Source organism: Pseudolysobacter antarcticus (assembly GCF_004168365.1).
GTDB classification, from domain to species: Bacteria; Pseudomonadota; Gammaproteobacteria; order Xanthomonadales; family Rhodanobacteraceae; genus Pseudolysobacter; species Pseudolysobacter antarcticus.
Map to the genome: position 1 here is coordinate 2,561,211 of NZ_CP035704.1, position 26,439 is coordinate 2,587,649.

The following is a 26,439-nucleotide window of genomic DNA, read 5'->3' on the forward strand; positions in this document are numbered from 1 at the left end:
CCGCTCGCGATAGCCAACAGAATTCCGCCATTCACTTTGCGAGAGAGACACCATGACACTTTCCATGTACCAAGCCTCCGTTCCCGTTTTCATCCACGCCTTGACCAATCTTTCGACAGTCCTGCAAAAAGCGGCGGCGCACGCCGAAGCGAAAAAGATCGACCCGAGCGCGCTGCTCGGCGCGCGACTCTATCCCGATATGCATCCGCTAGTGCGCCAGGTGCAGACCGCGACCGATCTCGCGAAAAACTCCTCGGGACGTTTGGCCGAGGCAGATCGCCCAGCGCATGAAGATACCGAGCAGACCTTCGACGAGTTGCAGGCCCGCATCGCCAAGACCATCACGTTTCTGCAAACCCTTACCCCAGCGCAGATCGATGGCAGCGAGGAAAAAACCATCAACATGACCATTCGCGGCCACGACGTCAGCTTCCGCGGCCAACCGTATCTGTTGTATTTTGCGCAGCCGAATTTCTATTTTCATGTGACCACGGCCTACGCGATCCTGCGCCATAGCGGCGTGGAAATCGGCAAGATGGATTTTATTGGTCCGTTGCAGAATTGATGCAGCGCAACTGCGAAAGATGAGGTGATGTAACAACAAAGCCCGACAAAATCGCCGGGCTTTGTTTTAAAACTTATTCGACGACGAAAGTCACACGAAGATTCACACGCCACTCGGTAACATTGCCTTCGTTATCGGTCACGACCTTGATTTCGTTGACCCACGCGCCCTTGATGTTTTTTACCGATTCAGCGCACTTCTTCAAACCGCTCGTCACCGCGTCTTCCATGCTTTTTTTGGATGAGGCATTCAGTTCGATAACCTTGGCAATTGACATAGTGTTTTTCTCGCTGGCAAGGGCGGGCGGGCCGCCGGAGCAGTCAGCCTACGAGTTGTCATGTTAAAAGCCCGATACGAAACAGCGCTATGGAATTCTTCAGCGGGCTTTCGTCGTAAAAAAACTCAGCGTTGCGCCGGTTCGTTGTGCACCTGCGGCGGCGCAATCGGTGTGGTTTGAATATCGATTGCCGTGGCTGCGCCTTGCCCATCGAGTGGGCGCTTGGTTGAGCTGGTGTTTTGCGGGATGGATGGGGTTTGAACAGCTGGCGGCGATTTTGCGATCTCGCCAAGTTGCCCGGCATCGGCGCGTTTGGTTCCGCCGCTGGCAATAACACCGAGACTCAATGCCAGACACAGGGCAATGAATGGCCAGCGATACGTAGCACGCCAATCGTTAAAATCCAGCATCACCGGCTGTAAGGCGGGCTCGAAGCCGCGCTCCCCAATTTGCATGTGTTTCCCCTGTCACACAATGCAGGTTCTACACCGCCGAAGAATTTCACGCAATATTCACTTCGCGTTTTTGTGACGTACGACACATCTATCCTCGCAACCCCGTGCTGCGCTTTATTGCTGCGCCCGCAATAATGGTCACGAACTGCACGACAACATCGAACATCCAGCGCGATCGCGCGCCCAATCCGGACGAGGTTGGGCGTACTGCTCGCGCCCTGCTTGCTCGATATACGGCTGGCGCATTACATCGAGCAATTCATGGATGCCTGCGTTATCCCCTTGCTCGGCGCGATCGATCGCCTGCTGCGCGAGATAGTTGCGCAATACGTAGCGCGGATTCGCCGCTTGCATGCGCGAGCGTCGTGCATCAGGTACGAAGCCTTCATCAATTACACGCGCGGCGTAACGTGCGAGCCAGTCGTGGAAATCCGGCTCGGCCTGATGCAACTTTTTCTCGTCGTAAAAAGCATCACGCAGTGGTGCCAATGTCGGCACCGAAATATCCACATCGGCGAGCGCACGGAAGAACAAAGTCATGTCGACTTCGGCGGAGTGCAGTAACGTTTGCAGAGAGCTCATGAGATCGATGTCTTCATCGCGACAGACAGCCAGTCCGAGTTTGCGCGCGATGTTGTCGCGATCCAGGCGCGCATACGTATCGGCATAACGCTGCAATCCAGCCTGCAGCGGATCGGGCGAGTCGAACGCCGGAAAGAGCGCCTGTGCGAGCTTGGTCAGGTTCCAGTACGCCACTTGCGGCTGCTGGCCGAAACGATAACGACGGCCTTGCGCGTCGGTGGTATTCGGCGTCCAGTCCGGGTCGTAATCGTCGATCCAGCCGTACGGGCCATAGTCGATGGTCAGGCCGAGGATCGACATGTTGTCGGTATTCATCACGCCATGCACAAAACCCACGCGCATCCAGTGCGCAACCATCAGCGCGGTGCGCTCGCAGATTTGCGCGAACCAATCGCCGCGTTGCTGCTCGGTGGCGCTCTTACCCGACCCGATCTCGGGAAAATCGCGATGAATGGTGAAATCGATCAGCTGCTGCAACAACGCAATATCGTTGCGCGAGGTTGGCAATTCGAAATTGCCGAAACGAATAAACGATGGCGCGACACGACAGACGATCGCGCCCGGCTCGGCTTTCGCGTGGCCATCGTAAAACATGTCGCGTATCACCTGTTCGCCGGTGCCGATCAGACTCAATGCGCGCGTGGTCGGCACGCCGAGGTGAAACATTGCCTCGCTGCACAAAAACTCGCGCAGCGACGAACGCAATACTGCACGGCCGTCCGCGGTGCGCGAATACGGCGTCGGCCCGGCGCCCTTGAGTTGCAGTTCCCAACGCTGGCCGGCGGCGTTGATGGATTCGCCGAGTGTGATTGCACGACCATCGCCAAGCTGCCCGGCCCAATGGCCAAATTGATGGCCGCCGTAATTCGCCGCATACGGCTGCATGCCCGGCAACAAGGCATTGCCGGCAAACACCTGGGCGAATTGCGCCGACGCGATATCTGCCTCAGTGAAGCCGAGCAACGTCGCGACTTCGGCAGAGTGAGCAAGCAAACGCGGCGCGGTCACCGGCGTTGGATCGACGCGCGAATACAACGCACCGTTCACTTGTCGCCGCTGTGATCCCGCTTGCGGGTCCCCTGGCAACTCGCGCACAAAGGAATTATCGAAATGAATTGGTTGCATCAAGAAAAAATAAGGGCGACATCGTCCGCATCAAGCGCACGCCACGCGCCGTCCGCGAGATCGCCAAGCACTAGGCCGCCAACAGAAATGCGCCGCAGTGTTTCGACGTGATTGCCCACCGCAGCGAACATGCGCCGCACCTGATGGTAACGACCTTCCGTAACTGTGACCGTGACGTGGCGTGGACCGAGCACCTTGAGTTCAGCCGGTGCCAGCGGCGTCTGTTCCGATTCCAGCATGAGCGTGCCGGCGGCGAAAATTTCGCCCTCGTCGCCGCGCAGATCCTGTGCCAATGTTGCTTCGTATACTTTTGCCACTTTTGCACGCGGCGAAATAATTCGATGCAACAGAGCGCCGTCGTCGGTGAACAACAACAGGCCGGAAGTTTCGCGATCCAGCCTGCCCACCGTCGACAAGCTCGGGCTGCGCTCGCGATAACGCGGCGGCAGCAGATCATAGACGACACGCCCCTTGTCCTTGGTCGAACAGATCGTGCCGAGCGGTTTGTTGAGCATCAGCACGAGGCCGGGCGGCGGATCGAGCGGTTGCTCATCGATAAAAATATTGTCGTGCGCGACCTTGTCATCGGCGTACAAAACATCGCCATCAGAGGCGGCGATGCGACCTTCGCGGAACATCGCCGCGACTTCCTTGCGGCTGCCGTAACCAAGGTTTGCAATCAGTTTTACGAGTCTCATTTATTTGCCCATATCGTCGGTTTTTGCGCGATCGGATCGCTCGCCTCGATCACCTTGAAGCCATCCTGCACAACCACGGTTCGCACCACGGAAAAGCGCGCGGCCAGCGTTGTTTCGTAAGCGAGATGCCGGTTCGCCACGAGCCAGAAACTGCCGCCCGGCGACAACGCATCGGCCGCGACATTGATGAACGCTCGGCCTAGCTCCGGCCGATCCGCACGCCCGAGATGAAACGGCGGATTGCTCACGATTGCGTCATAGCGTTTTGGCAAACCCACGCTGACGTCGTGCCAGATGACATCGGTGGCGATGTGCGTACTACGTGCGGCAACGGCCTTCGTCAGATTGATGCGCGCGGGTTCGAGCGCGCGCGCTTCGGCCTCGTACAAATCGAGCGTTGTGACCTGTGGACAGCGACGTAAAATTTCAGCAGCGAGATAACCATAACCCGCACCGAGATCGGCGACGTTACCGGCCAGCGTTGGAGGCAAATGCGCGCCGAGCAAGGCCGAGGCCGGATCGATGCGATTCCAAGCAAACAATCCCGGACGACTGACAAAACGTCCGTCGCCAATCGCCTGCGGCGCATCCAGTTGCGACCATTCCGTCAGCAGATACTGATCGACTTGGTTTGTCAGCGGCGCGGTCCAGAACACGCGACATTTGTGCTTCGAAAGACTCTGCGTGCCGCCCGTCAAGCGTGCCAAATCGGTTTCGCTGGAGCGCGCGCCTTCCGCATTCGTGACACTCGCCAACACGATGCCGCCAGACGCCGCGTGCCGCACCGCACGCGCGAACAGTGCACGCGCTTCGTCGCGCTGGCGCGGCGGCAATACCACGACCAATGCGTACTGCGAATCCGCCGTCGCATCATTCAACAGTGGATCGAGCACGTTTAATCCACCGCGAGCTAGCGCATCAGCGTACGGCTTGAACGTCTGCTCGCAAACCCACGCCGAGCGCCGCAAACCACGCAGTTGTCCGCCGTCGCGCGCGCGCAAAAACAGCACGCGGCCATCGTCGGGTAGCGTTACGGCATTGGTTGAGAAAGCGGTGTACAGCGCATCCAGCACGACATCCGGCGCGTTGGTGGAAAACATCATTATTTGGAGCCTCGCGAATTGCAGTTGAATAGCGGCGGAATTGTACCGGCTCGCCTCGGCGATTGTGTTTTTTGCTCGCCATTTCTTTGCTCGCCATCTTTTTTGCTCGTCATTCCAGCGAAGGCTGGAATCCATTTTGACTTTAGTTTGAGATCAAGCAGAATTCCAGCCTTCGCCGAAGCGCTTCTCAACAACGAAGCTGGTCAATGACGGCTCTTCAGCCGTGATCGCAAAGTGTGAGTTGACTCTCGAAGCAGCGCTGAGCGCCACTCAGCGGATCGATAAACTCCAGCCTCTGCGCGAGTAACTTGAGCGGTTGCGAATAATCATCCGGCGCACGTTCGGCCATATGCGGATAAAAATCATCGTTGCGAATCGGCGCACCCAGAGCCGCCATATGCACGCGCAGTTGATGCTTTTTTCCGGTGATTGGAAACAACGCGTAATGCCAAGAATCGCCGTCATCGCCAATGACCTCAATGCGCGTTTCGGTGTTCGGCAAACCTTCGACTTGTTGCATGCGCACGAACGGTTCGCCGGCAATCAGCCGCGATCGATGGGTCAGCGGAAACTGCAAATCAGGCAGCGGTGCAGCAATGGCTTCGTAGTGCTTGGCAATCTGACGGTCGCGAAACAGCGACTGATAAAGCACACGAGACTCCGGGTTCGTCGAAAACAACACGAGGCCAGCGGTGCCGCGATCGATGCGATGCAACGGTACCAGATGCGGGTTGTCGAATCTGCGCCTGAGTCGCGCGAGCAAAGTCTCCTCGACGTAGCTACCGCTCGGTGTCACTGGCAAAAAATGTGGCTTGTCGGCGACCAGCAAATGCTCGTCGACATGCAATATCGATTCGACGAACGGAATGCGTATTTCATCTGGAACTTCACGGTAGTAATGAATGCGCATTTCCGCTCGATATGGCTGTGCCGGATCAAGCGCGTGACCTTGCGCATCGAGTACCCTGCCACGCTGCATGCGACTGAGCCATTGTTCGCGCGGGATCGCGGCGAAGTGCGCGCAAAGACAATCCAGCACCGTGCTCCAGTTTCCTTGCGGAAGTTGCAGAGTGCTGGCCGCGAGGCCGTTGTAAGTGGGAAGCGGCATAGTCAGCAAACTAAGCGGGGGACGGAATCAGTCTGGATGGATAGATGGCCAAATGCTTTTCCACTCACTCTTTCGCCGCCGTCGCTGCGCCGTTGATCTTGTAGACCACGCCGCCTTTCATCACAAAATCGACGTGTCCGAATTGCTTGCTGTCGTGCAGCGGATTGCCCGACGTAGCGACGATATCGGCGTAGCGTCCGGCCTGGATGGATCCGATCTGTTCCGGCGCGCCAATCAGCTCGGCGGCATCGCGGGTCGCGGCGAATATGGCCTGCATCGCACCCATGCCATTGGCAATGAGCAATCCGAATTCCATCGCATGATCGCCTTCGCCGATATCAGTGCCGTAGGCGATTTTGATACCCGATTTCAATGCGAGGGCGAGGTTCTTTTTCGGCAACAAATCGTTGGCCATTTCCTTGACCGCGGTGCCGGGTGTGAGCAACTCGGGATGATCGCGCGCTGTGGCGTAGAACACGTCGTAGACGGTCAAGGTCGGCACGAGATACGTACCGTGCGCCTTCATCAGTGCGAACGTTTGTGCGGTCGCGAACGAGCCGTGTTCGACCGAATCCACACCGGCACGCACCGCGCTTTCGATCGCGCCGGCTGGATAGATATGCGCAGCGACTTTCAGTCCGAGCGAATGCGCGGTTTCGACCACGACACGCATTTCCTCGTCGGTCATGAGTTGCTGGCGCGGATCATCGCCGGTCGAGGCGATGCCGCCCGATGGCATCATCTTGATCAGGTTCGCACCACGACGTTTGTGTTCGCGCACACGCAGGCGCGCTTGCTCGGGAGAGTCGACCAGCCCGTTGTCCCAGCCCTTGTGCGACAGGTCGCGATCCAACCCGCTATGCGGATCGCCGTGTCCGGCAGTTGGTCCGAGCGGTTCAAGCGATACCCATAATCGCGGACCGATGATCTTGTGCGCTTCGATCGCGTCGCGCACCGCGACGGTTTCATCACCACCGCCGACATCGCGCGCACTGGTGAAACCCTGTTGCAACATCTGCCGCGCGAACAGCGCGCCGTCGAACGCACGATCGATATCGGAATGCGTGAGCCAGTCTTCGGTCGCGTTGCTGCGACTTGGCAACTTGGCTGAAATATGCACGTGGCAATCGATGAAACCCGGCATCACCGTGGCATTGGTGAGATCAATGATTTCGGCGCCGGGCCGGCTCTGGAAACCCGCTTCGACGGCAACGATCTTGTCATCGTGCAGCACGATCGACATGTGCTCGCGCGGTGTTGCCGATATGCCATCGATCAGCGTGCCGGCATGAATGATGACGTCGCGCGCATCAGCCGCAGCGACCAAACCGAACGCGAGAAATCCACCGGCGCAAACCCTCAATAAACGCGTGGTACGCGCTACGCGAGGAATACGAAAGCGATTGCGGCAAGACGAAAAATTGCTGTTCAACGGAATTCTCGCAGGCATGAGTGCGGCTGGATAAATCGATGGCGAAGCGACCGGCTTATCTTACCGACTTCATAGCGCGATATCGCTCGAACGCGCGAGTTGTAAGCATTTGCAATGCATGCAATCTTTTCGCCGGCACGCGGTCTTATGCGGGAGCAAAATCGTAAATCCGCACAAGGCGATTCATCGATGAGAATAATCAAGGTAGCGCATCGCATTTGGCTGCTCGTCTTTGCCGGTGCGCTTGTCGCCAGTACGTGGCCGGTGGCGGCACAATCGAATGCATCTGAATTCTTGCGCGGTCAAGGCATGCCGTACAACGCGTTCGACAAGCTGCCGAAAACGGATATCGCGGTAAATGGTGCGACCTTGCATATCGGTTTTGCGCCCGGTGAACTGAGCTTGCCGCAGGCTACCGTGCTGGCGTGGATCGCACATTCGGCGAAAGCCGTGACAACCTACTACGGAAAATTTCCCGTGTCATCGGCACGAATTCTGATCGTGCCGGTCGATGGCAAGGGTATGCGCGGCGGCACAACGTGGGCGTATCGCGGCGCGGCGATCCGCATCGTGCTCGGTCGCGATTCGACCGAAGACGATCTCAAGCGCGACTGGATGCTCGTGCACGAAATGGTGCATCTCGCCCTGCCCGATGTCGGCGAGCAGCACAGTTGGTTGTCCGAAGGGCTCGCGACCTATGTCGAACCAATCGCGCGCGCGCAAGCCGGCGACTTGAACGCGGCGACGATCTGGGGCGCGATGCTGCGCGACATGCACAAGGGTTTGCCGCAAGCCGGCGATCAAGGCCTCGACAACACGCATACTTGGGGCCGCACCTACTGGGGTGGCGCGATGTTCTGCCTGCTCGCCGATATCGAAATCCGCAAGCAGAGCGGCAACCGCCTCGGCCTGCAGGACGCGATGCGCGGTGTGCTTGCGGCAGGCGGCAATCACGAGTCCGACTGGTCGATCCAGCGTGTGCTCGCGACCGCTGACAAAGCAGTCGGACTCAACGTGCTCAGCGAGCTTTACGCAAAGATGAGTACACAACCGATCACGCCCGACCTCGATGGATTGTGGCGTGATCTAGGCATCAAACTCGTCGGCGATCAGGTTTCATTCGACGACTCGCAGCCGCTCGCGCAGGCGCGCAAGGCGTTGACTGAATTGCATCCGTAATCGTGCGCAACGCCACATTAAATCGTCTTGAATATTTAGAATCCATGTTGCCGCAGTAATGCGGCAAGCTCCTCCCGACCACCGATTTGCGCATACTCGCTGGGAAGCTGGCCGTCATCGTTGCGCAGCGGCTCTGCACCAAGCGAAATCAGAAGTTCGACAGGCTCCCTGATATTCTGAGCAACAGCTTCCATGAGCGGAGTAAAGCCATGTTCGCCTTGTTGATTCACACGCGCACCTGCAATTACCAACACTCGAATGGCCTCGCAATCGCCCCATATTGCGGCGACGTGTAACGGATAAACGTTGAAGAGACCGCAGGTGTTCGGACCATCGATCTGGATACCGGAAAATTCGGCGACACCACCGATCCGTTTCAAGATTGCCGACAGGGTTTGCATCGCTTCGCGCTATTTCCGCATCGACATCGGCAAATATCTCGGCGCCAACGAGCTACTGCTCTCGCTCCATGTGCCATCCGCGGCCATTGCAAACTGCAGCACCGCGCCTTCGGTTTGCGTCGAACCGAGGCCTTTCAGCGACACCTGGATCGCGCAGCTGCCGCTGCTTTTAAGTGCACCGAACTGGATCCCTGAAACGTATTGCGTGACGTATTCATCGGCTTTCTTGAACGTGCCTTCGCCATTGGTAGGGCAACTTTTTTCGCGCGTGTAAAATTCGGCGACATCGCTTTTGAGCGCAATCCCTTGCACGTATGCGCTCGTCACGCGCGCGCGAATCGTGTAGTCCTGATAGGCCGGAACGGCGATCGCGGCAAGGATGCCAAGCATGGCGATCAATCCGAATACCACGACGATGATGACGACCACGGTCGAGCTGCCGCTCTTGCCGGACTTCACGATTTGTACTTTGCCCGTACGCGATAATGACGGTGGTCCACTCGGCAACGCGATGCCGAGACCTGCTGCCACACTCGAAAACGGGATCCAGTTCGGCAAACCTTCGCGCCATACCAAGGTGCTGATCAAGACATCGCCGCGTTGATATGCCGCGACCAGCGCGGACTCATCGACCGGGCCTTGTTGCTGATTCTGTTTGTCGGCGTAAAACCAGTTCTGTGCCATGACGCTCTCCGTTTGAGTTCTGTTGAAGTTGTTGCGCCGCTGTCGCTATCAAAGCCGCGCGGAGCGTTTGATCGAAAGATAATGTTGCACCAGCGCCGCGGGAAGTTCGGCGCAACTCACATCCAGTACATCGATTCCCTGCGCGCGCAACAGCTGATGTGCACGTGTGCGTTGCTCGATGTATTGAGCCATCGCCGCGGCAGTTACGGCCTGCGAAAAATTTTGCACGTCCGCGTTTACTACCTGATCGAGCACATGTTCGCGCAGACTCGCGACGCAGACCAGATGCCGCCGCTGCATCTGGCGCACGGCGGCGAGCAGGTCGTCGATATCTTCGTCGCGCACATTCGTGATCAGCACCACCAGCGAGCGCCGCGACTGCCGCACGCTGAGCTGGGTTGCCGCTTCGAGATAATCGGTCGCGACCGGCTGTGCATCCAGATCAAACAGCGTATCGAGCAAAACATCAATTGCACCAAGACCGCGGCGTGGCGCCATATAGCGTGACGCGCCACCGCTGGCGAGCAGGCCAACCGCATCGCCCTGACGCAATGCCATGTAGGCGAGCATCAGCGACGCGTTCAACACATGATCGAAATGCGTCAGCGTGCCGTCTCGCGCCAGCAGACGGCGACCGGTATCGAGCAGCAACATGACCTGCTGATTGCGTTCGTCCTGATAATCGCGCGAGATCAATTTGCGCGCGCGCTGGCTCGCTTTCCAGTCGATCTGGCGCAGCGAATCGCCGGTGCGGTATTCGCGCAACTGCTGAAATTCCGTGCCCTCGCCGCGACGCCGATGCAGATGCGCACCGACCACCCGCGACGCCTGCTCGGCACCGATCAGCGCGAGTTTCGCGAGCGGTGCGAAGTTCGGATAAACGCGCAGTGATTGCAGGATCGGCACGGTACGTCGTTGTCGCCACAGGCGCAGTGGCGAACTCAGCCGCAAAACACAACCGTCGAAGCGAAAGGTTCCGCGTTCGGTCGGTGTGATGCGATACGGAACCTCAAGCTCACGATCCACCGGCAACATCACAGCGCGTGGCAGACCGAACACCGGCCAATCGCCCGGATGCAAATCGTGCACTTCGATCGGCAACGGACTGCCGCCTTGATGGCGCAAGCGCAAGGTCACCACACGCTCGATACCGACCGCCACCACCGGCGGCAAATCGCGCTCAAGCCACGGCGTAATCAGACCGCGCAAACGCCATGCATCGAGCGCCGCAACCAGCAGCAATACGCCGCATGCGCTGAAAAATGCGGCGAACGGCGCGATATCAAAAACCACGAGTGCGCCAATCAGGGCACACACGATGCAGGCCGCAATAAGGGCCGGTGCCGGTCTCATCGATCCAGTCTCATTGACACGCTTTCATCGACGCGGTGCTTCGACTTTCAGCAGCAACGCATCAAGCACATCATCGACCCGCCGACCTTCGATCTGCATCTCCGGTGCGAGGCTGATGCGATGCCGCAACGCGGGTTTGGCGATGCTGCGCAAATCATCCGGCGTGACAAAATCACGATTCTCCAGCACCGCCTGCGCGCGTGCCGCACGCACCAGCGCGAGACTGCCGCGCGGCCCCGCGCCCATGCCGATGCCCGGCCATTCGCGCGTCGCTCGCGTGATGCGCACGGCATAGTCGAGCACGACATCATCGATACGCACGAGCGCTGTGCCGAGCTGCATCGCGACGATGTCGGCGGGTTTGGCCACCGCACTTACGCGTGACAAATCGAAGTCGCTCGCGGTGCGTCCCAGACTCACATCGGTGACCATGCGCACTTCGTCGGCGTGGGTCGGATAATTCATGAGGATCTTCAGCAGAAAACGATCGAGCTGCGCTTCGGGCAACGGATACGTGCCTTCCTGTTCAATCGGATTTTGCGTGGCCACGGTGAGAAACGGCGGCGCCAGCGGAAAGCTGCGCGACTCGATCGTGACCTGGCGCTCCTGCATCACTTCGAGCAGGGCCGCCTGGGTTTTTGCCGGCGCGCGATTGATTTCATCCGCGAGCAGAAGATTGGTGAACACCGGGCCGCGACGCATCTTGAAACTTTCGGTTTTCGGATCGTAAAACGCGTGGCCGCTGACATCGCTCGGCATCAAATCCGGCGTGAACTGCACGCGTGCGAAATGGCATTCGAGCGCGGTGGCCAGCGCCCGAACAAGCAAGGTTTTGCCAAGCCCGGGCACACCTTCGAGCAGTACATGACCATCGGCGAGCAAGGCGATCAGCAACTGATCTAGCACCTCGCCCTGACCGACAAACGCGTGCGCGATCTGTGTGCGGATGGCGTGGATGCGTTCGAACAGCGCGGTGCCAGTGATCGGCTGGATCGGCTGCAACGGAGCGGCGCTGGGTGACGAGTCTGGACTCATAATTTTGATCTCAATGACAGCAGGGTTTTTATCGTGGTGAAAAATTGCAGGGGACGATTCAGATCGACGGGATTCAGCGCTTGCTGAAGATCGCCTGTAGAAAATCCATATTGCGTCGCGAGCGCCTGTTGCATGGCCTCGCCGCGCAACGCCGCAATGGCAGGATCGCGACGGCGCAGACGTTCGAGAAACGCACGGCGTGTGGCTTCGTACAGCGCCGGCCCGCGACCGCGACTGATCGCGAAATCACCCGCTGCCTGCACATGTTCGAGCAGCGCGCGGCGATGCGCGATGGCGGGCAGCAGCAGCGGTCCAAAACGCTGGCTGCGCGCCCACAACCACGCCAGTAGCGCGAACAGCAGTGGCAGCAAGATCGGCCAGCCTTGCACCACCATCAGCACATACCACGGCGGCACGTCAGCGGCGTAGACGAGATGCACCCTACCCTTGCCGAGCGCGGGCGCGATCACTTGCCACGCCAGAGTTGCGTTGTCGCTTTCGTTGAGGCGGCGATTGGTCAGAAAATCGAGGCTTGCGGCAACCAGCCAATCGCCTTTGCCGCGAGTATGGCGACCGAAGATATAGCCGTTTTTTTCGCTGCCCCACAGCCATGCAAATTCGGATACATGTTTCGCTTCGACTTGAAAACGGAACGACGAACAAAATTGTTCCTTGCTTGTTTTACTGTCGAATTTGTTAGCGGGATCGGCATCGGATTCATCATCGTCGAAGATGCCGGTTTTGCTTTCGGCTTTTTTATCTGGCACGTCGGTGTTTGTGCTGATCTCGCGCAAGCTCAGGCAGCTCGAATGTTTTTTCACTTTCAAGTCGAGCGATTCGAGTAGCTCGCCAGCGCGGCCTTCACTGGCCGGCGGCAATGCAAATAACAGATGACCGCCATCGACGACCCAATCCCATAAGTCGTCGACCTGATCCTCGCTCAGCGTGCGTATGTCGGCGTTCAGCACCAGCGCATCACCGGGCTGCAGATGCATCGCCGCGACGTTCAAACCGCCATGCGTGGTCACATCAATGTGTTGCGCCTGCAAGGTTTTTTTCAGCGCGAAAAGCGGGTTGTAACTCGCCTCGCCGCGCATTGGCAAATTGATTTCCTGCGGCACGCGCTCGAAGGTGTACAGCCACCAGCCGATCAACGCCGCCAGCGCCAGCACGATGAGCAATCCGATCAGCACTCCGCGTCGATTCATGCGACCGCACTCGATGGCTGATTCCACTCGCGCAGCAACACTTCCACCTCGGCGCCGCTCGGAAGGCGCTGCGCGTATGCGGCCGCTTGCCAGTAATACACGATGCGCAAAAACAGTTTTGCGTAGACCTGATTCGGCAGACGCCGCGCGTAGCGCAGGCATTGCGATTCGGTGGCGCCGGGCGGCAAAACCGTGCCGAGATCGAGCGCGAGCCGGTGCACCGCGCCGCGATACAACAGCGCCAGCGCCGCACGCGACTGGCCTTGCTGCCAAAGTTTGCGCACGGCCGCGGCAATATCGTCCGGCAGCGATTCGGGCATGGCGATGTCGTGCTCGGTCAAACGCTGCGACGCACGTTTCGGCTCGAACCTGTCGCTGATCCACGGCAACCAGCGCCGGTGATAGCGAATGATCAGCAACAACACGATCGCGAGCAGAATCCACAGGCCACTTTGCGCAAGCGTGGCGATGACGCCACCGATCGCATGCAGCCACGGCGACGGCGTTTTATCGGTCACTTCGTCCTTGGACGGATGGCGACGTTTCCAGGTATCGATGGTGGTTTTTGGATTGAGATCAGGATCCTTGTAGGCCTCAATGATCGCCGCCTTGAATGCAGCATCGTCGTCGCGATATTCGCTACCGAAAACATCTTTGAGGTTCGGTTTGAGCGGCGCCTTGATGCCCGTTTGTGCGGCCGCACCGGCGATGTCGTCGGGTATTTGTTTAGCTGCTTCGTCAGCGTCGATGACACATGCGCCGTCTGCCCGGCTCGTATGATCACCGTCGATTTCGTCCAGCGGCGCGGCCCGTGCCGAAATCGTTCCAGCTAGTGTCAGCGACAGCACAAATACCAGCAGGCTCAACGCTTGCGCCAGCCGCCCGGCAATACGGCGGAACGCGAGTTCGATATCCCAGGCTTCGAGTTGGGTGCGGCGATTGAGATACAAACCAAAACCGGCGCCGACATAAAACGGTTCGATCAAACTCATCGCCAACCAGCTGATAAAAATGCTCAGGCACTGCGCCCACAACGGCGGTTGCGTCATGAGATTAGTCCACATCGCCCGAGTCGATTCGGAAAAAAATTCGATCGGCACAAACATCAGCCCGAGCAGCATGATCGAGATACTCAACATGATCTCGATATTCATGCAGATCAGGGTCAGCAACATGCTCGGCGAACCGACCGCGCGCAGCAGCACGCGGCTACGTGCGCCACGCGCTGGGCCACGCAGATTCTCCAGAAAATCCACCGGCAACAGCATCGCGCGACTCGGATGAAATCGCCGCCAGAACATCCACGGCCAGATGCCAGACCAACCCCACTGCCATTGCGCGCGCAGGGTTTCGCGCACCGTCGGCGGCGCACCAAACACGGCGCGTGACAACACAAACAACGGGATGCGATCGAACAGCGGCTTGAGCCACCATAACAACACCGCGCTGATCCACAACTCGCCGCTCAGAATACCGATCGCGCCGAACACGATCGCCACAGGCAGTGTTAGCAGAATCCACACCGTCCAGATGCGCGAGGCGTGCTGACGCACCAAGGCGATGCCGAGATCGATCGCTTCCCACGATGAGCGCGGGCGCAATACGATGGTCAGTCCGGCGAGCTGCATGGCTCAGGATGGGCCGACGTTATTGGCGCTGACGGGCGCGATATTTCCCAGCGTTTGGCCGCGACCGCCGCGCCATAACCACAACGGAATCGCCAGCCAGAGAGCGCCGCCGACGCTGTATTTGATCGTGTTCGGCATCCAGATAATCGACGACCAGAACGCCTCGACAAACGCGGCGAATACCAGCATCGCAAATACGCCGAGCACGAGTTTGCCACCGATCAAACCGGCTTCGACCAGTGCGCGCGAACGTGTGCGTCGGCCCGGCGCAATCAAGGCCATGCCGATTTGCAAACCGGCGCCGCCGGCGATCACGATCGACAATAATTCCGGCGCGGAATGACCGACTACAAATCGCCAGAACGGCTCGCCGTAACCGATCGCGGTGAGATGCCCGGCTACGCCGCCGATCAGCAAACCGTTCATCAGCAATACGACAATCGCGCCGACGCCGGCGAGCAAGCCGCTGGCGAAGGTGCGAAAACCGATGCTGACATTGTTGAAAATATAGAAGCCGAACATTTTCAGATCGGTGCCGCTTTCGCGACCGAGTTTTTCGCTGCTCGACGCGGGATCGTACATGCTTTCGTACTGCGCCAGTTCGGCCGGCGCGAAGATGCTGTGGACGAGTTCCGGGCGCACTTGCAGCAAGCCGATGATGCCCAGCGCCGGCAAAAAAAACAGCAGCGCGGCAACCGTCATGACCCGCCACTGGCTACGCACCAGACGCGGGAAATCGGCGGCGAAAAAATCCAGCACACGTTGCCAACGCGGCGCGGGCGTGCGGTACAAGACAAGATGGCCGCGCTGCACCAGATCCTGCAAACGTTCGATCAACAATGCGCTGTAACCACGCCGCTCGGCCAGCGCAAGATGCTGGCAGACTCGACGATACATCGACGGAAATTCGAGATCGCCGAACAGACCTTCGCCATCCTGCAAACGCTGCAGCGACTTCGGACGCGTACGATGCACGAGCCACGCATCCAGCGCCGCCCATTCGTCGTGATGCCGCTCCTGAAAATTTTCCTGCTTCATCGGATTCCGTTCGCAGACATCAGCGCCGCCCGAGGAAAGCGTTGGCCATGCCGAGCAATCGCTGCACGGCCAAGGTACCGCGGCTTTCGGTCAGCATCGGTAGCAGTGCGGCGAGTTCCTGCTGCCGTTCGACGGTCAATTGTTGCGCGCGCTCGGCGAAGGCGACGATCGATTTTTGTTCGTCAGCGGGCAGCATGATCGGCGCATGCACCACCGGCACCTGCGGCGCAGCGAGATGCTGATTCGGATTACCGACATGCACCACCAGCGTGCCGGCGACGATGTCACCGATGCGCCGACTTTGCGGATCGATCAATCCGGCGACCAGACCGAAGCCGTAAAAAAAAGGCAGCATGTCGACCACACGCAACAGGTTGCGCACGATTGATCCCATCCATGTCACCGGGCTGCCATTGGCATTGATCACGCGCAGGCTCAAGGCTTTTTTGCCGATGGTCTGGCCATCGCGCAACACTTCGAACAACACCGGATACAACCAGAACAGAATAAACAGCAGCAACAGGTAGAGGCCCATGCCGGTTTCGCCGAGCAACATCAATCCTATGCCGAGTATCCAGAGCACTCCGACGCGCACAGCAAAATCCACCGCCCACGCTGCCGCGCGCGGCATCACGCCGGCCGCACGCAAGCGCAAGCGGATACCTTCCGGCGTTTCTACGAGGGTGAGCGTATCGAGCACGAAGTGGCGCGTGCCTCAGACCTTGACTACGAGCGTATCGGCGAACACATCGTGCAGGCAGCGCTGGGTTTCGCCGAAGATCATCAGCGCATCGGTCAGCGAAGCGATCCAGCCGACCAGTGGAATGGCGCCGAGCAAAGTCACCGGCAACCAGCGCGCGAAGATGATGCGCGACAGCGCACAACGGCTGCCATCGCCGCGCACGATCTTGATGCCGAACAGGCGCTTCGCGATGGTTTGCCCATGTCGGTGCAGCATCACCATATTGATGATGATCAGTGCAACAAAAAGTATCAATACGGCAATTCCGAAAAATGCCAGAAACCCGGAATGATTCTTGCCGAACGCGGGAACTGCGATGGCGGCAATGATTCCGAGCACAGCCACGCCACCGAACACGATCAAGCCATCAATAATCGCTGCGGCGAGCCGAATCCCGCGATCGGCGAGTACCAGTTGATCGTCCGAAATATCTTCGACGCGAGCCACGGGTGCGGCATACGGATTCAACGCGGGTAACGTTGGTGGTTGCTGCATAGAAGTCTCCCCAGACAAGTCGATGGCACTGTAGCTGGCAAGTCTGTCCCCCGACAATCCCTTGCCCGCGATGATTTTTAAAACCTCGAATTTTTCCGCATCAAATAGCGATGCTCAGATATCGCTATCCGCTTCCTCACGACCACGTTGGCGGATGATCGCCTCTTCGCGTGCATCTTCGATCGCCGCCATGATGCCATCGACATCAGCCGGTGTTTCGTCGGCGACAAAGATGCCGCTGAGTTCAGTATCTGGTCGCAATTCGCCTTGCTCGAACAACGCCCACATTTCTTCGGCGTAGTGCGTATCTGCCAGTTCAGGTACAAAACGCGCGAGCGTGGCGCTGATATTGTTGACGTCCCGCTGCAGCATCGCACGAGCGGCGTTGTTGCCGGCGGCATTGATCACCTGCGGAAAATCGATGATGACCGGGCCATCGGCGGAAACCAGCACGTTGTATTCCGACAAATCGCCGTGGATCAGGCCGCTGCACAGCATCAGCACGATCTGGCGGATCAGAAAGGTGTGGAAATCGCGCGCCTGCTCGGGTGTGAGTTCGACATCACCAAGCCACGGCGCGGAACGGCCTTCGACATCGGTGACCAGCTCCATCACCAGCACACCGTTGTAATAACCGTGCGGCTGCGGCACGCGCACGCCAGCGGAGCGGAGCTGATACAGCGCATCGACCTCGGCATTTTTCCAGGCGATTTCCTGCTCCTTGCGGCCAAACTTGGTGGCCTTGCCCATCGCGCGTGCCTGACGACTGCCACGCACTTTGCGGCCTTCCTGATATTGCACGCGCGCCTGGAAACTGCGCTGCGCCATATCCTTGTAGACCTTGGCGCAACGGATGTCGTCGCCAGAGCGCACCACGTAGACCGACGCTTCCTTGCCACTCTTGAGCGGACGCATCACTTCATCGATCACGCCATCGTCGATCAGAGCCTGTAAATCCTTCGGTGCTTTCATGGTTCCTTTGGTTTCTCTGGCGACACGCTAAGACGAACATTATCGACTATTTGCCTGCATCTTCCCTGCTGCGCAAAAATCGGCACAAAAAAGAGCCGGAACATCGCTGCTTGTGGCAGAGATGTTCCGGCTCGGATCAAGCGCTGACTTCTCGCGAAATCAGCATGTCACACTGTTTTTTCTACCGCAAGAATCGATCGCGTCGAATCAGTGCGGACAAGGCACGCCACCTTCGAAATCGTCGTGAAAAATCACGTCGCCAAGGGTTTCGTACTGTACCGAGTCGATCCACCAGCCGGAGTGCGTGGCAAAACCGCGTCCACCACCGAGCGTTCCAAGGCGCCAGCGGAACTGCACCGTACCAGCAAGCGCCGAAGGCGGAACAACGACGGTGGTCGCGCCAAAACCACTGGAATCACCGCCCCATACCGCGCGCGTATACGGCGTGGTCTGGGCGATCGGGCTGCGGAAGTTTGGATCGAGCGCGACGTTGTAACCACCGGCCGAGAACGAACCGCCCGCATCCACCACATCGACATACGCACCGCCGTTGATCGCGACTTCCAATACGGCGCCGTTATTTGCACCGTTGTATTGAGCACTGGCGTCCGCAGTCCACAACGTATAGCTGTGCACGAAGGTCAGCGACGGCGAACCGACGGCGCCCACCGCATATACCGGTGAATACAAACTCGCATCGGCGTAGTCGTTATAGTCATCAAACCATACCGCGTTCGTTCCGCTGTCCGCATAACCGACCGCGCGCGTTCCGGCTGGTGCATTGGTGCCGGTCGTTGTTATTACGCTCGATGTCCAGCCCGTGGGTAATGCCGGTGCAGCGGCGGAATCGAAATTCTCCGTCAGACACGCCGGACTGGCATTGGCGAACAACGGCAAACCCAGCGCAATCACCAGCGCTGTGCGGGCTAGTGGTAACCATCGCAATTGTTTTGCGGAACTCATACCTGTATCCCTGCGTTGAATGGGTGCAATCGATGATCCGTTGTGATCACCGTTCCGAGCCGCCTGATTTTTCGATAGTGTGCTCATGGTTATTGCACCGTCTGCGAGACGGCGGTCTCCGCGTTGATGAATCCGTAGCCATCCAGCGGCGAGAATCCTGCACCGATATGGTTCTTGATGGTGCCACTGAACGTGCCGCCATCCGACGTAGTGCCCGAATAGGCCATACCGTCATTGACCACAGTACCTTCGGGAATCAGCACACCGCCACCGAACAGGTCAGCCCAGTAGTCGGCTTTCGCAGCACCGCTCGAACCCTTCAGCTCAAGGCGATTCACCGTGTATTTCAACACTTTGCCGGTGGTGAAAGTCCCGCCCGAGAACGTCAGCGTCATCGTGAACAATTGCGATGAGCTGCCACCGACATTAGTGAAGGTAGCCAAGGCGTTCGCAGCCAAGACGGTGGATGCCGTGCTGACCACATACGAACCAGCAGCATTCGAAAACACCAAACCTGGTGTGGACGTCGCGTTATATGTGCCAGCCGCTCCGACAAAAGTAAACGCATTGACACCATCGCTCACATTACCCGCGGTTGCGGCAGTGCCACCTGGATTAAACACCAGACTGGTAATGCTGCTGCCGCTGGCGCCGCCGGTGTAGGTCACGTTGAACGCGTTCGTATCCTTGCTACCCGAGCCAGCATTGCTCTGGTTGTCGCTGTTGATATCGATCGCTATCGTGCCACCCGTGGTGCTGCGCGCAACCCCCGAAGCATGCGACGGATCCAGATCATGCGGATACGTGCTGCGTTTGAGCAGGTTGGTCATCTGCGCTGGCGTCATGCTGTGATGTCCGCCATGTGCCTGCAGCACCAGCGCGGCAATGGCAGCAGCGTGTGGCCCGGCGGCGCTGGTACCCGAGAACGGATTGAAACCACTCACCGCATTCGCCGCACCATCAGCCGCAGCTAATGTCGGCTGCTGGCGAATTTCCGGCGTCGGCAAACGGTTGCTGTTGACATCGAAGTAAATGCGCGCAGGACCAGGTGAGGTGTATGGCTCCGGCAGGCTCGGACGCAGCACGCTGTAAGCGGCCATGCCGTTAGCGCCGGCAGCGGTCGGATGTCCGCCCGTCGTGGTCGAGTTATAGGAGAAATATTCTGCCGGCCCGAGGCCAGCGAGGCCATCACCAGGCAACTGGTAGCGGATACGTGTCGGCCCCTGCCCCAAAGGTACGTTGGAACGCGCGATCACGTACTGCAACTGCGAACCACCCGAACGCAAGGTCGTACCGAGCTGGATCGGCTCGTTGGTAGCAAAGTTGTTCGCGGTTAACGAACTGCCAGGCACGTAAACACCCGTAGATGTGAACGCGAGCAGGTTGATATTGGTGGAGAGTGTCGCGCCGGTAAAACCGTTGGTCGTGGACAGTTTGATGGTGAACGCACCGACGGTCGTGCTAAAGCGACCGATTACGATCTTGTAACCGCTACCGGCCACGGGTGCATAAAAACGTATTTGCTCGTCGACGGTGTTGTCCTGTGAGAAAACGGTGTTGCCACTCGGATCAAGCAAAGTGACGGTTACGTCAACGCCGCTACCCGCTACCGCATTTCCGTCGAGCTGATACAGCGTGGTGGTATCGAGCGCTACGGGCACTGGAAACGTTACCGTCGTCGTCGTGCTGGTGATGGTGCCGGAATCCGCGTACAGCGGCGGCGTCACAAGCACGGCGGTCGAATTCTGATCGTAGGGATCATCCCATTGCATGACCGTCGCAGGCTCGTTGGCGTTGCTGGCGATGTTCACCAGTTGCGCCACGTCCTGCTGGCCGATCACCGGATTAAAGTTGTGAAAGCCGCCAGCGTAGAGATTGTTGGCACGCTGGTCAGGTCGATATTGGTACCGGCTAGTGCCGTATTGCCAGCAGCCGCAGTCAGGCCAGTACCATTGGCGACCCAACGCAGATCCGACTCGTAACTGTTGATATCGACATCGTTGCCCGCCGACGAATAATACGAAACTCCATGTGCCGCAGCATCATTTACGCCTTGGGCGATAATGCCGTCTTGGAAAAACGGTTCATCGAAATAACCCACGTCATCGCAGATGGTATCGGCTGCAAACGTCTGGCCGGGATAGGTGAATGTCGGAATTCCCGCCAACGCTCGGATGTTGTTGGCAAAGCCGACTTCGCCGTAATCGGCGGAGGCAAAGGCAAGTTTTGCTTTCGGTGCCATCTTGTAGCCGATTTGCACCATCGCCTGACCTTCGTCAGTACCGCCGCTGGTTAAATCCTGCAGTACCACTACAGGCGTGGTGTTGACTGGATTGCCCGCGGCGCCCGGCAAGTTGAAGTTCGTCACGCCGGTAGGCGCCGTACTTTTGTTGTTGTAACTATCGGACAGGAAACCGATGCTCATACCCTGCCCCTCATAGTCGACAGGCGCGAGAGGGTTGTAGTACTGGTTGATTTGATCGATACGATGCTGGGTTACGCCCTGATCGTATACCGTACCCAACCGCACGATCGCCTCACCATTGGTCGCGCCACCACTGGGCTGCGGCGCACTTTCGGTGCTGGCAGCGGCTGGTAGATGTTTGGTTCTGAGGAAAGGCTTGAGTTCCAGAATCACCGAGCGCACGCCGGCAACATTCGCCAATGCCGGTACATCATCGATGGAAACGAACGCATTCAATACGCCGACCTTGCGATACTTCTCATCTTTAGCTAGCACGTTCAACGACGGAATAGTCGATTGCAGATTGGCAACCAATGCCGTCATTGCCTTTGAACCGTCAAGATTGACGCGTACAAGGTAGGTATTGGGATTGTTGACATCGACGATGGCCAATGCGGCCATGGTCTGTGCTTGCTCGGTAGAAAAACCTCTGCCCTGCGCGTCGTGGTAAAGCGCGTTGGCGGGTTTGGCCTTGACCGCAATATTGCTGGCGACCAGTTTGTCGAGACTGTTGCCAAGGTTAGCCGGAACTTGTACTGCGTATGCTACGTTACTGGATAACCCGATAAATAATAAAGCCGAAATCGCTGCCGAAAGCGCATGCGTACGGCATTTTAGGCCCGAAGCCTGAAATGACGGAAAAAGCATATTAAGATCCCTGAAACGGTAGGTGATTGCCAAGATTGTCACGCATGGATGCGATTTCTGGCACCCATGCACCACAACCGCATATGGTCGACGGGGCCTCATGCCACGCGCATCGACCACTTGATGCTAGCCGATAAGAACAGATTTCGCGACCGCTGGAATCACCCGTATTGTGTACTGCAATTCCGCCCTACGGTGTATTTTAATAATTAAAAATATTTAATATTAATCTCCGTGATACGCGGTTTACGCGCGTGCAGAAGCCAGACAGGCCATCGTAAACATGGACATATGCCGGGTCGCTTCGGAAACAATTGCCGCCTGATTGGTAACGCGCAAGAGCGGAGGTGAACCGAAGTCGTCGGCTCAAGCCGAGGCAACGTATGTAAATAGTTGTGAGCGCGATTCACTACAACAAGGTGCGTAGCGCCGGTAGATATTTCTCCGACGATCCCGTGTTGACCACAACTACACGTTCGCCGCGTTTCAGCAATCCGCGATCAAGCAACTGCGGCAACGCCGCCAGACACGCCGCACCCTCCGGACTGATCCACCAGCGTGTATCGCGCCAGACTCTGCTCAGCTCCGCGGCGGTATCGGCTTCACTCACCGCCACCGCTGCGCCGCCGCTGGCGCGAATGATTTCGAGCACACGAAAATGGCCGACACCGCCCGGCACATTCAAGCCGCTGGAAATTGTCTGACCCGCGGTGACGACGGTGGTATCTGCTGCGCCGGATTCAAACGCATTCACTAGCGGCGGCGTGGCCTCGCTTTGCACGCACAACATGCGCGGACGACGTGAATCGATCAGACCCAGCGCCTGCAATTCATCCCACGCCTTCCACATGCCGAGCACACCGGTGCCGCCGCCAGTCGGATAAATCACCGCATCCGGCAACGACCATTTGCTCTCGCCGTGCGCAGGCTCGGCCAGCTCCAGACCCAGCGATTTTTTTCCTTCGATGCGCCAGCCGGGTTCCTGGAATGTGGCCACCGAAAAATAGCCCTGCGGAATATATTTCTGCTTGAGCAAGGCGCCAGCTTCGCGAATCGTTGGCCCGACCAATTCGAGTTTGACCCGCTCCGGAAAACGCTGCGCGGCCGCGGCGACGTTGCCAAGAATCGGCATCGGCGTGTCATCCGGCATCGCCACGACGATGTTCAAATCACAAGCCAGCGCATAACGTGTAAGCGAATCACCAGCGTTGCCCTGCGTTGGCACGGCGAGATGAGTAAGCCCGAGGCGTCGCGCCTGCGCCACCACCATCGCCATGCCCCGATCCTTGAAGCTCTGGGTCGGATTGGCGCCGTAACCTGGATGCGCCTTGCCCTCTTCTTTCACCTGCAACACGATTCCGGCAGCGCTCGCTAGTGGATGCTGGCGATAATCCAGCAACGGCGTGTTGCCCTCGCCCAGCGCCACGATGTGTTGCGCATCTGCGGGATCGTTGATATCCATCGCCATCAGCCCGCCGAAACGCCACATGTCACGACGCGAGCGGTCGTACCAGCGCGTATACGGTTGCTCGGCGGCGAGACGCTCCAGATCGAGCAGCATCTCGACTGGCCGGCCATCGACTGGATCGAGATTCATCGGCAGGTCGGCGGAATACTCGACACCCGAGGCCAGGCCACGCAAACAACGCACATACGACATGGGGAAATCATCCGAGCGGAAAACAGCGAGAGTGCCCGATGTCCGGTTGCGGATAAAGTGCCGTGGGTAATCGGTCGCTGGATAAATTCGCGATGTGACTTTTTGCGCAAATCAAACTCACCCGGCACGCGGTTGACGCAGCAATTACAATAGTCACCCTGATTCGAATCTTGTCCGCCATGACTTTGCCACCGACTGAACCTATGCGTCTCGCCAAACGTGTTGCCGAACTCGTGGATTGCTCCCGCCGTGACGCCGAGCAATACATTGAAGGCGGCTGGGTCACGGTCGATGGCGAAGTGGTAGAGGAGCCGCAATTCAAGGTGCTCGCGCAAGAGGTGTTGCTGTTGCCCAATGCGCATCTCGCAGTGGCGGAACCGGCCACGATCCTGCTGCACAAACCGCTCGGTTACGATGCAGATGAGGGTAATAATCCGGCGCTGGCGCTGATCACACCGGCATCGCGTTATGCCGATGATCGCTCCGGCATGCGCAGCCTGAAACGCCACTTCAACCGACTCACCGCAATCCTGCCGCTGGAAGCCGATGCGAGCGGACTGATCGTGTTCACGCAAGACTGGCGCATCACTCGCAAGCTCAGCGAAGACGCCGATCGCATCGAGCAGGAATACATCGTCGAAGTGAGCGGCGAACTCGGCCCGTACGGACTAAAACGCCTCAGCCACGGCCTGAGTTTCAATGGCCGCCCGCTGCCGCCGATCAAGGTCAGTTGGCAGAACGAAGTGCGGCTGCGCTTTGCGCTCAAGGGCGTGCAGCCCGGACAGATCCGGCATATGTGCGCCGCGGTCGAACTCGATGTGGTCGCGATCAAGCGCATTCGCATCGGCAGCATTTCGCTCGGCAAAATGCCGCCGGGCGAGTGGCGTTATCTGCCGAACTACGAAAAATTCTAAGCGTTAACGCGTGCCGAACGGCATTCCTCGAATACCCGCGTAATCCGCATTGAACACCTTTCGCTACTTAGTGACGCCAATCCGCGCCTATTCGATGAGCAGGAGCTTCGTGTCAGTCGCAATTACCGCAAGCCGCTCGCAGAAAAATGCAACTATTTGGCAGTAAAGACGCGAGGAAAGTCTCATGAAGATTTCAACGATCCCGTGCGTAAACGCAGAAAGCCCGGCGATAAATCTGTCGGCACATAAGGCGCCGACAGATTGTCGGGTGCGGATTTCCGCAGTTATTCCGCAACGCTTACCGAGACCGCGTAGTTGCTGCTATTGATCAACGACAGTCCTGTTGACGCTTCGCTGATCTCGACAAATACCGCGTCTCCCGCGCTGAAGCTGACCGATGCGCCGACAAGGCCGCATGAAGACAGTTGACCGACAGCTACGATACCGGTGAGCGGAGGAGCAGCGATGCAGCTGAATCCTGGAATTGCAGATCCTGTCGTCGAACCGGCAGGCACCTTAAACAACCTCACTGTGGGCGAGACGGTCGTGCCAATGAGGCTTTGTGCATTAAGGTTCACCAACGTCAGTTGCAATGTTGTCAGGGTGATTGCCTTCGGCAGCACTTGCATGGATCCCCATGATGTGGGGTTCGAGTATGTGCTCGCAGATGTCACCGTGGGTGCCGTTCCAATAGCGCCCGACAATGGAAGGATAGCCACATTTCCTGCCGATCCACCCAACACGGTATTAATCGCTGCGCTTGTTGAACTCGACAAGAATACCGCGCCAGAACCTGCGACACCGGTAACGCCCGTAGACCCTATCGAGCCGGTGACGCCGGTCGGACCAAACGCCCCCGTGACGCCCGTAGTACCCGTGGCGCCGGTAGCACCGGTAAATCCGATCGCGCCAATTAGCCCGGTTGCACCAATGGCACCGGTCACGCCCGCTACGCCCGTTGCTCCAATAGCGCCGAAGCCCGTAGCGCCAGTTGCGCCGGTAAAACCGTTTGCACCGGTAACGCCGGTTGCGCCGATATTGCCAGTGACGCCGGTCGCGCCGCTACCACTCACGCCAGTGGGTCCAGTCACACCGACCAGGCCCTGAACACCTGTTGCACCGGTCACGCCTGCTGCGCCGGTCATACCGAATCCCGTGGCGCCAGTTGCTCCGATAGCTCCAGCAACTCCCGTCGCACCCATCGCTCCGATCATGCCGGTGGCACCGGTGGGGCCTACCGAGGAGCCGGAAGCACAAGGGCCGAGCGTGCCAGTCGTGATATCGAAACAAAGCGCATTGGTCTGCGTCGCCAATGAGCCTAATGCGGGAATACTCGCCGCACCGTTGTAAACCCGCAGCCAGTCCGTGCTGTTGGACGAATCACGCACACTGAAGCCGCCACCGGTAGGCGCGGCCACAGTGACATCGGCAGCGTGAGCCACAGCGCCAGTGAGCGCTACGGAAATACAGACACACAACGAATTGATTGCCGGACTAGAAACGCGCATGACAGACCTTCCCCTGATTGAATCACCAAGAATATTGTGCGCCAGCCGCATACTTCCGACAACGCCGTTTACATCATTTGTCCGCAAACATCACCTGATCTACCGCCGCAGCGCCACCGGGCCGCAGCGAATCAAGGCCATAAAATCCACACGAATCCGATCTATTTCAGAATAGTCGCGTATTGATCATCAAATTGATGAC

General features: G+C 58.4%; 25 protein-coding genes. 3 read left to right on the plus strand and 22 right to left on the minus strand.

The features are described 5' to 3' along the window. The first annotated feature begins 52 nt into the window (after positions 1–52). Positions 53–565 (plus strand): DUF1993 domain-containing protein, encoded by a 513-nt coding sequence (locus ELE36_RS10860; protein WP_129833210.1) that lies wholly within the window; start codon positions 53–55, stop codon positions 563–565. 73 nt (positions 566–638) lie between these two features. Here ELE36_RS10860 and ELE36_RS10865 read toward each other — a convergent pair whose 3' ends face one another. From ELE36_RS10865 to ELE36_RS10895, 7 genes are all read right to left on the minus strand, one after another. Further along, positions 639–842, minus strand: coding sequence for a dodecin family protein (locus ELE36_RS10865; protein ID WP_129833212.1), 204 nt, complete (start codon positions 840–842; stop codon positions 639–641). 125 nt (positions 843–967) lie between these two features. Beyond that, complete coding sequence (locus ELE36_RS10870) at positions 968–1,297, minus strand: hypothetical protein (RefSeq protein ID WP_129833214.1); 330 nt, start codon at positions 1,295–1,297, stop codon at positions 968–970. Positions 1,298–1,435: 138 nt separating this feature from the next. Continuing rightward, positions 1,436–3,004, minus strand: a complete 1,569-nt coding sequence (locus ELE36_RS10875; RefSeq protein ID WP_129833216.1) for a protein adenylyltransferase SelO — start codon at positions 3,002–3,004, stop codon at positions 1,436–1,438. Continuing rightward, the gene (locus ELE36_RS10880) at positions 3,004–3,702 is read right to left on the minus strand and encodes a pseudouridine synthase (protein ID WP_129833218.1); all 699 of its coding nucleotides are present in this window, start codon (positions 3,700–3,702) and stop codon (positions 3,004–3,006) included. The genes ELE36_RS10875 and ELE36_RS10880 overlap by 1 nt, the downstream gene beginning before the upstream one ends. Continuing rightward, positions 3,699–4,805, minus strand: coding sequence for a class I SAM-dependent methyltransferase (locus ELE36_RS10885; RefSeq protein ID WP_425480876.1), 1,107 nt, complete (start codon positions 4,803–4,805; stop codon positions 3,699–3,701). Before ELE36_RS10885 ends, ELE36_RS10880 begins: the two co-directional genes overlap by 4 nt. Before the next feature lie 217 nt (positions 4,806–5,022). Further along, positions 5,023–5,913, minus strand: coding sequence for an RluA family pseudouridine synthase (locus tag ELE36_RS10890; RefSeq protein ID WP_129833219.1), 891 nt, complete (start codon positions 5,911–5,913; stop codon positions 5,023–5,025). Between the two features lie 64 nt (positions 5,914–5,977). Next, the gene (locus ELE36_RS10895; protein ID WP_129833221.1) at positions 5,978–7,363 is read right to left on the minus strand and encodes a metal-dependent hydrolase family protein; all 1,386 of its coding nucleotides are present in this window, start codon (positions 7,361–7,363) and stop codon (positions 5,978–5,980) included. Positions 7,364–7,534: 171 nt separating this feature from the next. Here ELE36_RS10895 and ELE36_RS10900 point away from each other — a divergent pair, with 171 nt between their 5' ends. Next, a complete protein-coding gene (locus tag ELE36_RS10900; protein ID WP_207215756.1) occupies positions 7,535–8,524 on the plus strand; it encodes a gluzincin family metallopeptidase in 990 nt (329 codons plus the stop codon). 35 nt (positions 8,525–8,559) lie between these two features. Here ELE36_RS10900 and ELE36_RS10905 read toward each other — a convergent pair whose 3' ends face one another. From ELE36_RS10905 to ELE36_RS10970, 14 genes are all read right to left on the minus strand, one after another. After that, on the minus strand, positions 8,560–8,925 hold the full coding sequence (locus tag ELE36_RS10905) for an ankyrin repeat domain-containing protein (protein ID WP_129833223.1): 366 nt from the start codon (positions 8,923–8,925) through the stop codon (positions 8,560–8,562). A 9-nt stretch (positions 8,926–8,934) separates the two neighbouring features. Further along, positions 8,935–9,609: a GYF domain-containing protein gene (locus tag ELE36_RS10910; protein WP_129833225.1), complete on the minus strand. Its 675-nt coding sequence runs from the start codon at positions 9,607–9,609 to the stop codon at positions 8,935–8,937. A 48-nt stretch (positions 9,610–9,657) separates the two neighbouring features. Further along, entirely contained in the window at positions 9,658–10,962 is a 1,305-nt protein-coding gene (locus ELE36_RS10915) for a DUF58 domain-containing protein (protein WP_129833227.1), read from the minus strand. A gap of 24 nt (positions 10,963–10,986) precedes the next feature. Then, positions 10,987–11,997 (minus strand): AAA family ATPase, encoded by a 1,011-nt coding sequence (locus ELE36_RS10920; protein WP_129833229.1) that lies wholly within the window; start codon positions 11,995–11,997, stop codon positions 10,987–10,989. After that, positions 11,994–13,205 carry a DUF4350 domain-containing protein gene (locus ELE36_RS10925; protein ID WP_129833231.1) on the minus strand — a complete coding sequence of 404 codons (1,212 nt, stop codon included), beginning with the start codon at positions 13,203–13,205 and terminating at the stop codon, positions 11,994–11,996. Before ELE36_RS10925 ends, ELE36_RS10920 begins: the two co-directional genes overlap by 4 nt. Then, on the minus strand, positions 13,202–14,833 hold the full coding sequence (locus tag ELE36_RS10930) for a DUF4129 domain-containing protein (protein ID WP_129833233.1): 1,632 nt from the start codon (positions 14,831–14,833) through the stop codon (positions 13,202–13,204). The genes ELE36_RS10925 and ELE36_RS10930 overlap by 4 nt, the downstream gene beginning before the upstream one ends. A 3-nt stretch (positions 14,834–14,836) precedes the next feature. Further along, positions 14,837–15,871 (minus strand): stage II sporulation protein M, encoded by a 1,035-nt coding sequence (locus ELE36_RS10935; RefSeq protein ID WP_129833235.1) that lies wholly within the window; start codon positions 15,869–15,871, stop codon positions 14,837–14,839. A gap of 19 nt (positions 15,872–15,890) precedes the next feature. After that, positions 15,891–16,571: an RDD family protein gene (locus ELE36_RS10940; RefSeq protein ID WP_242512243.1), complete on the minus strand. Its 681-nt coding sequence runs from the start codon at positions 16,569–16,571 to the stop codon at positions 15,891–15,893. A gap of 15 nt (positions 16,572–16,586) precedes the next feature. Further along, positions 16,587–17,108, minus strand: coding sequence for an RDD family protein (locus tag ELE36_RS10945; RefSeq protein WP_129833237.1), 522 nt, complete (start codon positions 17,106–17,108; stop codon positions 16,587–16,589). Between the two features lie 114 nt (positions 17,109–17,222). Then, a complete protein-coding gene (locus ELE36_RS10950; RefSeq protein WP_129833239.1) occupies positions 17,223–18,080 on the minus strand; it encodes a PA4780 family RIO1-like protein kinase in 858 nt (285 codons plus the stop codon). Positions 18,081–18,287: 207 nt separating this feature from the next. After that, on the minus strand, positions 18,288–19,043 hold the full coding sequence (locus ELE36_RS10955) for a hypothetical protein (protein ID WP_129833241.1): 756 nt from the start codon (positions 19,041–19,043) through the stop codon (positions 18,288–18,290). Positions 19,044–19,132: 89 nt separating this feature from the next. Then, a complete protein-coding gene (locus tag ELE36_RS10960) occupies positions 19,133–20,884 on the minus strand; it encodes a S8 family serine peptidase (RefSeq protein WP_129833243.1) in 1,752 nt (583 codons plus the stop codon). After that, positions 20,881–22,275: a S8/S53 family peptidase gene (locus ELE36_RS10965; RefSeq protein ID WP_129833245.1), complete on the minus strand. Its 1,395-nt coding sequence runs from the start codon at positions 22,273–22,275 to the stop codon at positions 20,881–20,883. Before ELE36_RS10965 ends, ELE36_RS10960 begins: the two co-directional genes overlap by 4 nt. A 289-nt stretch (positions 22,276–22,564) precedes the next feature. Next, on the minus strand, positions 22,565–23,815 hold the full coding sequence (locus tag ELE36_RS10970) for a threonine synthase (protein WP_129833247.1): 1,251 nt from the start codon (positions 23,813–23,815) through the stop codon (positions 22,565–22,567). 179 nt (positions 23,816–23,994) lie between these two features. Between ELE36_RS10970 and ELE36_RS10975 the strand changes: the two genes are divergently transcribed. Continuing rightward, positions 23,995–24,729, plus strand: a complete 735-nt coding sequence (locus tag ELE36_RS10975; RefSeq protein WP_129833249.1) for an rRNA pseudouridine synthase — start codon at positions 23,995–23,997, stop codon at positions 24,727–24,729. Between the two features lie 284 nt (positions 24,730–25,013). Here ELE36_RS10975 and ELE36_RS10980 read toward each other — a convergent pair whose 3' ends face one another. Beyond that, positions 25,014–26,237, minus strand: coding sequence for a collagen-like protein (locus ELE36_RS10980; protein WP_207215757.1), 1,224 nt, complete (start codon positions 26,235–26,237; stop codon positions 25,014–25,016). Between the last annotated feature and the right edge of the window lie 202 nt (positions 26,238–26,439).

Bases quoted from the DNA above. Each gene is read 5' to 3' on its own strand.
- ELE36_RS10860 (WP_129833210.1), top strand. From the start codon at position 53: ATGACACTTTCCATGTACCAAGCCTCCGTTCCCGTTTTCATCCACGCC.
- ELE36_RS10865 (WP_129833212.1), bottom strand. From the start codon at position 842: ATGTCAATTGCCAAGGTTATCGAACTGAATGCCTCATCCAAAAAAAGC.
- ELE36_RS10870 (WP_129833214.1), bottom strand. From the start codon at position 1,297: ATGCAAATTGGGGAGCGCGGCTTCGAGCCCGCCTTACAGCCGGTGATG.
- ELE36_RS10875 (WP_129833216.1), bottom strand. From the start codon at position 3,004: ATGCAACCAATTCATTTCGATAATTCCTTTGTGCGCGAGTTGCCAGGG.
- ELE36_RS10880 (WP_129833218.1), bottom strand. From the start codon at position 3,702: ATGAGACTCGTAAAACTGATTGCAAACCTTGGTTACGGCAGCCGCAAG.
- ELE36_RS10885 (WP_425480876.1), bottom strand. From the start codon at position 4,805: ATGATGTTTTCCACCAACGCGCCGGATGTCGTGCTGGATGCGCTGTAC.
- ELE36_RS10890 (WP_129833219.1), bottom strand. From the start codon at position 5,913: ATGCCGCTTCCCACTTACAACGGCCTCGCGGCCAGCACTCTGCAACTT.
- ELE36_RS10895 (WP_129833221.1), bottom strand. From the start codon at position 7,363: ATGCCTGCGAGAATTCCGTTGAACAGCAATTTTTCGTCTTGCCGCAAT.
- ELE36_RS10900 (WP_207215756.1), top strand. From the start codon at position 7,535: ATGAGAATAATCAAGGTAGCGCATCGCATTTGGCTGCTCGTCTTTGCC.
- ELE36_RS10905 (WP_129833223.1), bottom strand. From the start codon at position 8,925: ATGCAAACCCTGTCGGCAATCTTGAAACGGATCGGTGGTGTCGCCGAA.
- ELE36_RS10910 (WP_129833225.1), bottom strand. From the start codon at position 9,609: ATGGCACAGAACTGGTTTTACGCCGACAAACAGAATCAGCAACAAGGC.
- ELE36_RS10915 (WP_129833227.1), bottom strand. From the start codon at position 10,962: ATGAGACCGGCACCGGCCCTTATTGCGGCCTGCATCGTGTGTGCCCTG.
- ELE36_RS10920 (WP_129833229.1), bottom strand. From the start codon at position 11,997: ATGAGTCCAGACTCGTCACCCAGCGCCGCTCCGTTGCAGCCGATCCAG.
- ELE36_RS10925 (WP_129833231.1), bottom strand. From the start codon at position 13,205: ATGAATCGACGCGGAGTGCTGATCGGATTGCTCATCGTGCTGGCGCTG.
- ELE36_RS10930 (WP_129833233.1), bottom strand. From the start codon at position 14,833: ATGCAGCTCGCCGGACTGACCATCGTATTGCGCCCGCGCTCATCGTGG.
- ELE36_RS10935 (WP_129833235.1), bottom strand. From the start codon at position 15,871: ATGAAGCAGGAAAATTTTCAGGAGCGGCATCACGACGAATGGGCGGCG.
- ELE36_RS10945 (WP_129833237.1), bottom strand. From the start codon at position 17,108: ATGCAGCAACCACCAACGTTACCCGCGTTGAATCCGTATGCCGCACCC.
- ELE36_RS10950 (WP_129833239.1), bottom strand. From the start codon at position 18,080: ATGAAAGCACCGAAGGATTTACAGGCTCTGATCGACGATGGCGTGATC.
- ELE36_RS10955 (WP_129833241.1), bottom strand. From the start codon at position 19,043: ATGAGTTCCGCAAAACAATTGCGATGGTTACCACTAGCCCGCACAGCG.
- ELE36_RS10970 (WP_129833247.1), bottom strand. From the start codon at position 23,815: ATGTCGTATGTGCGTTGTTTGCGTGGCCTGGCCTCGGGTGTCGAGTAT.
- ELE36_RS10975 (WP_129833249.1), top strand. From the start codon at position 23,995: ATGACTTTGCCACCGACTGAACCTATGCGTCTCGCCAAACGTGTTGCC.
- ELE36_RS10980 (WP_207215757.1), bottom strand. From the start codon at position 26,237: ATGCGCGTTTCTAGTCCGGCAATCAATTCGTTGTGTGTCTGTATTTCC.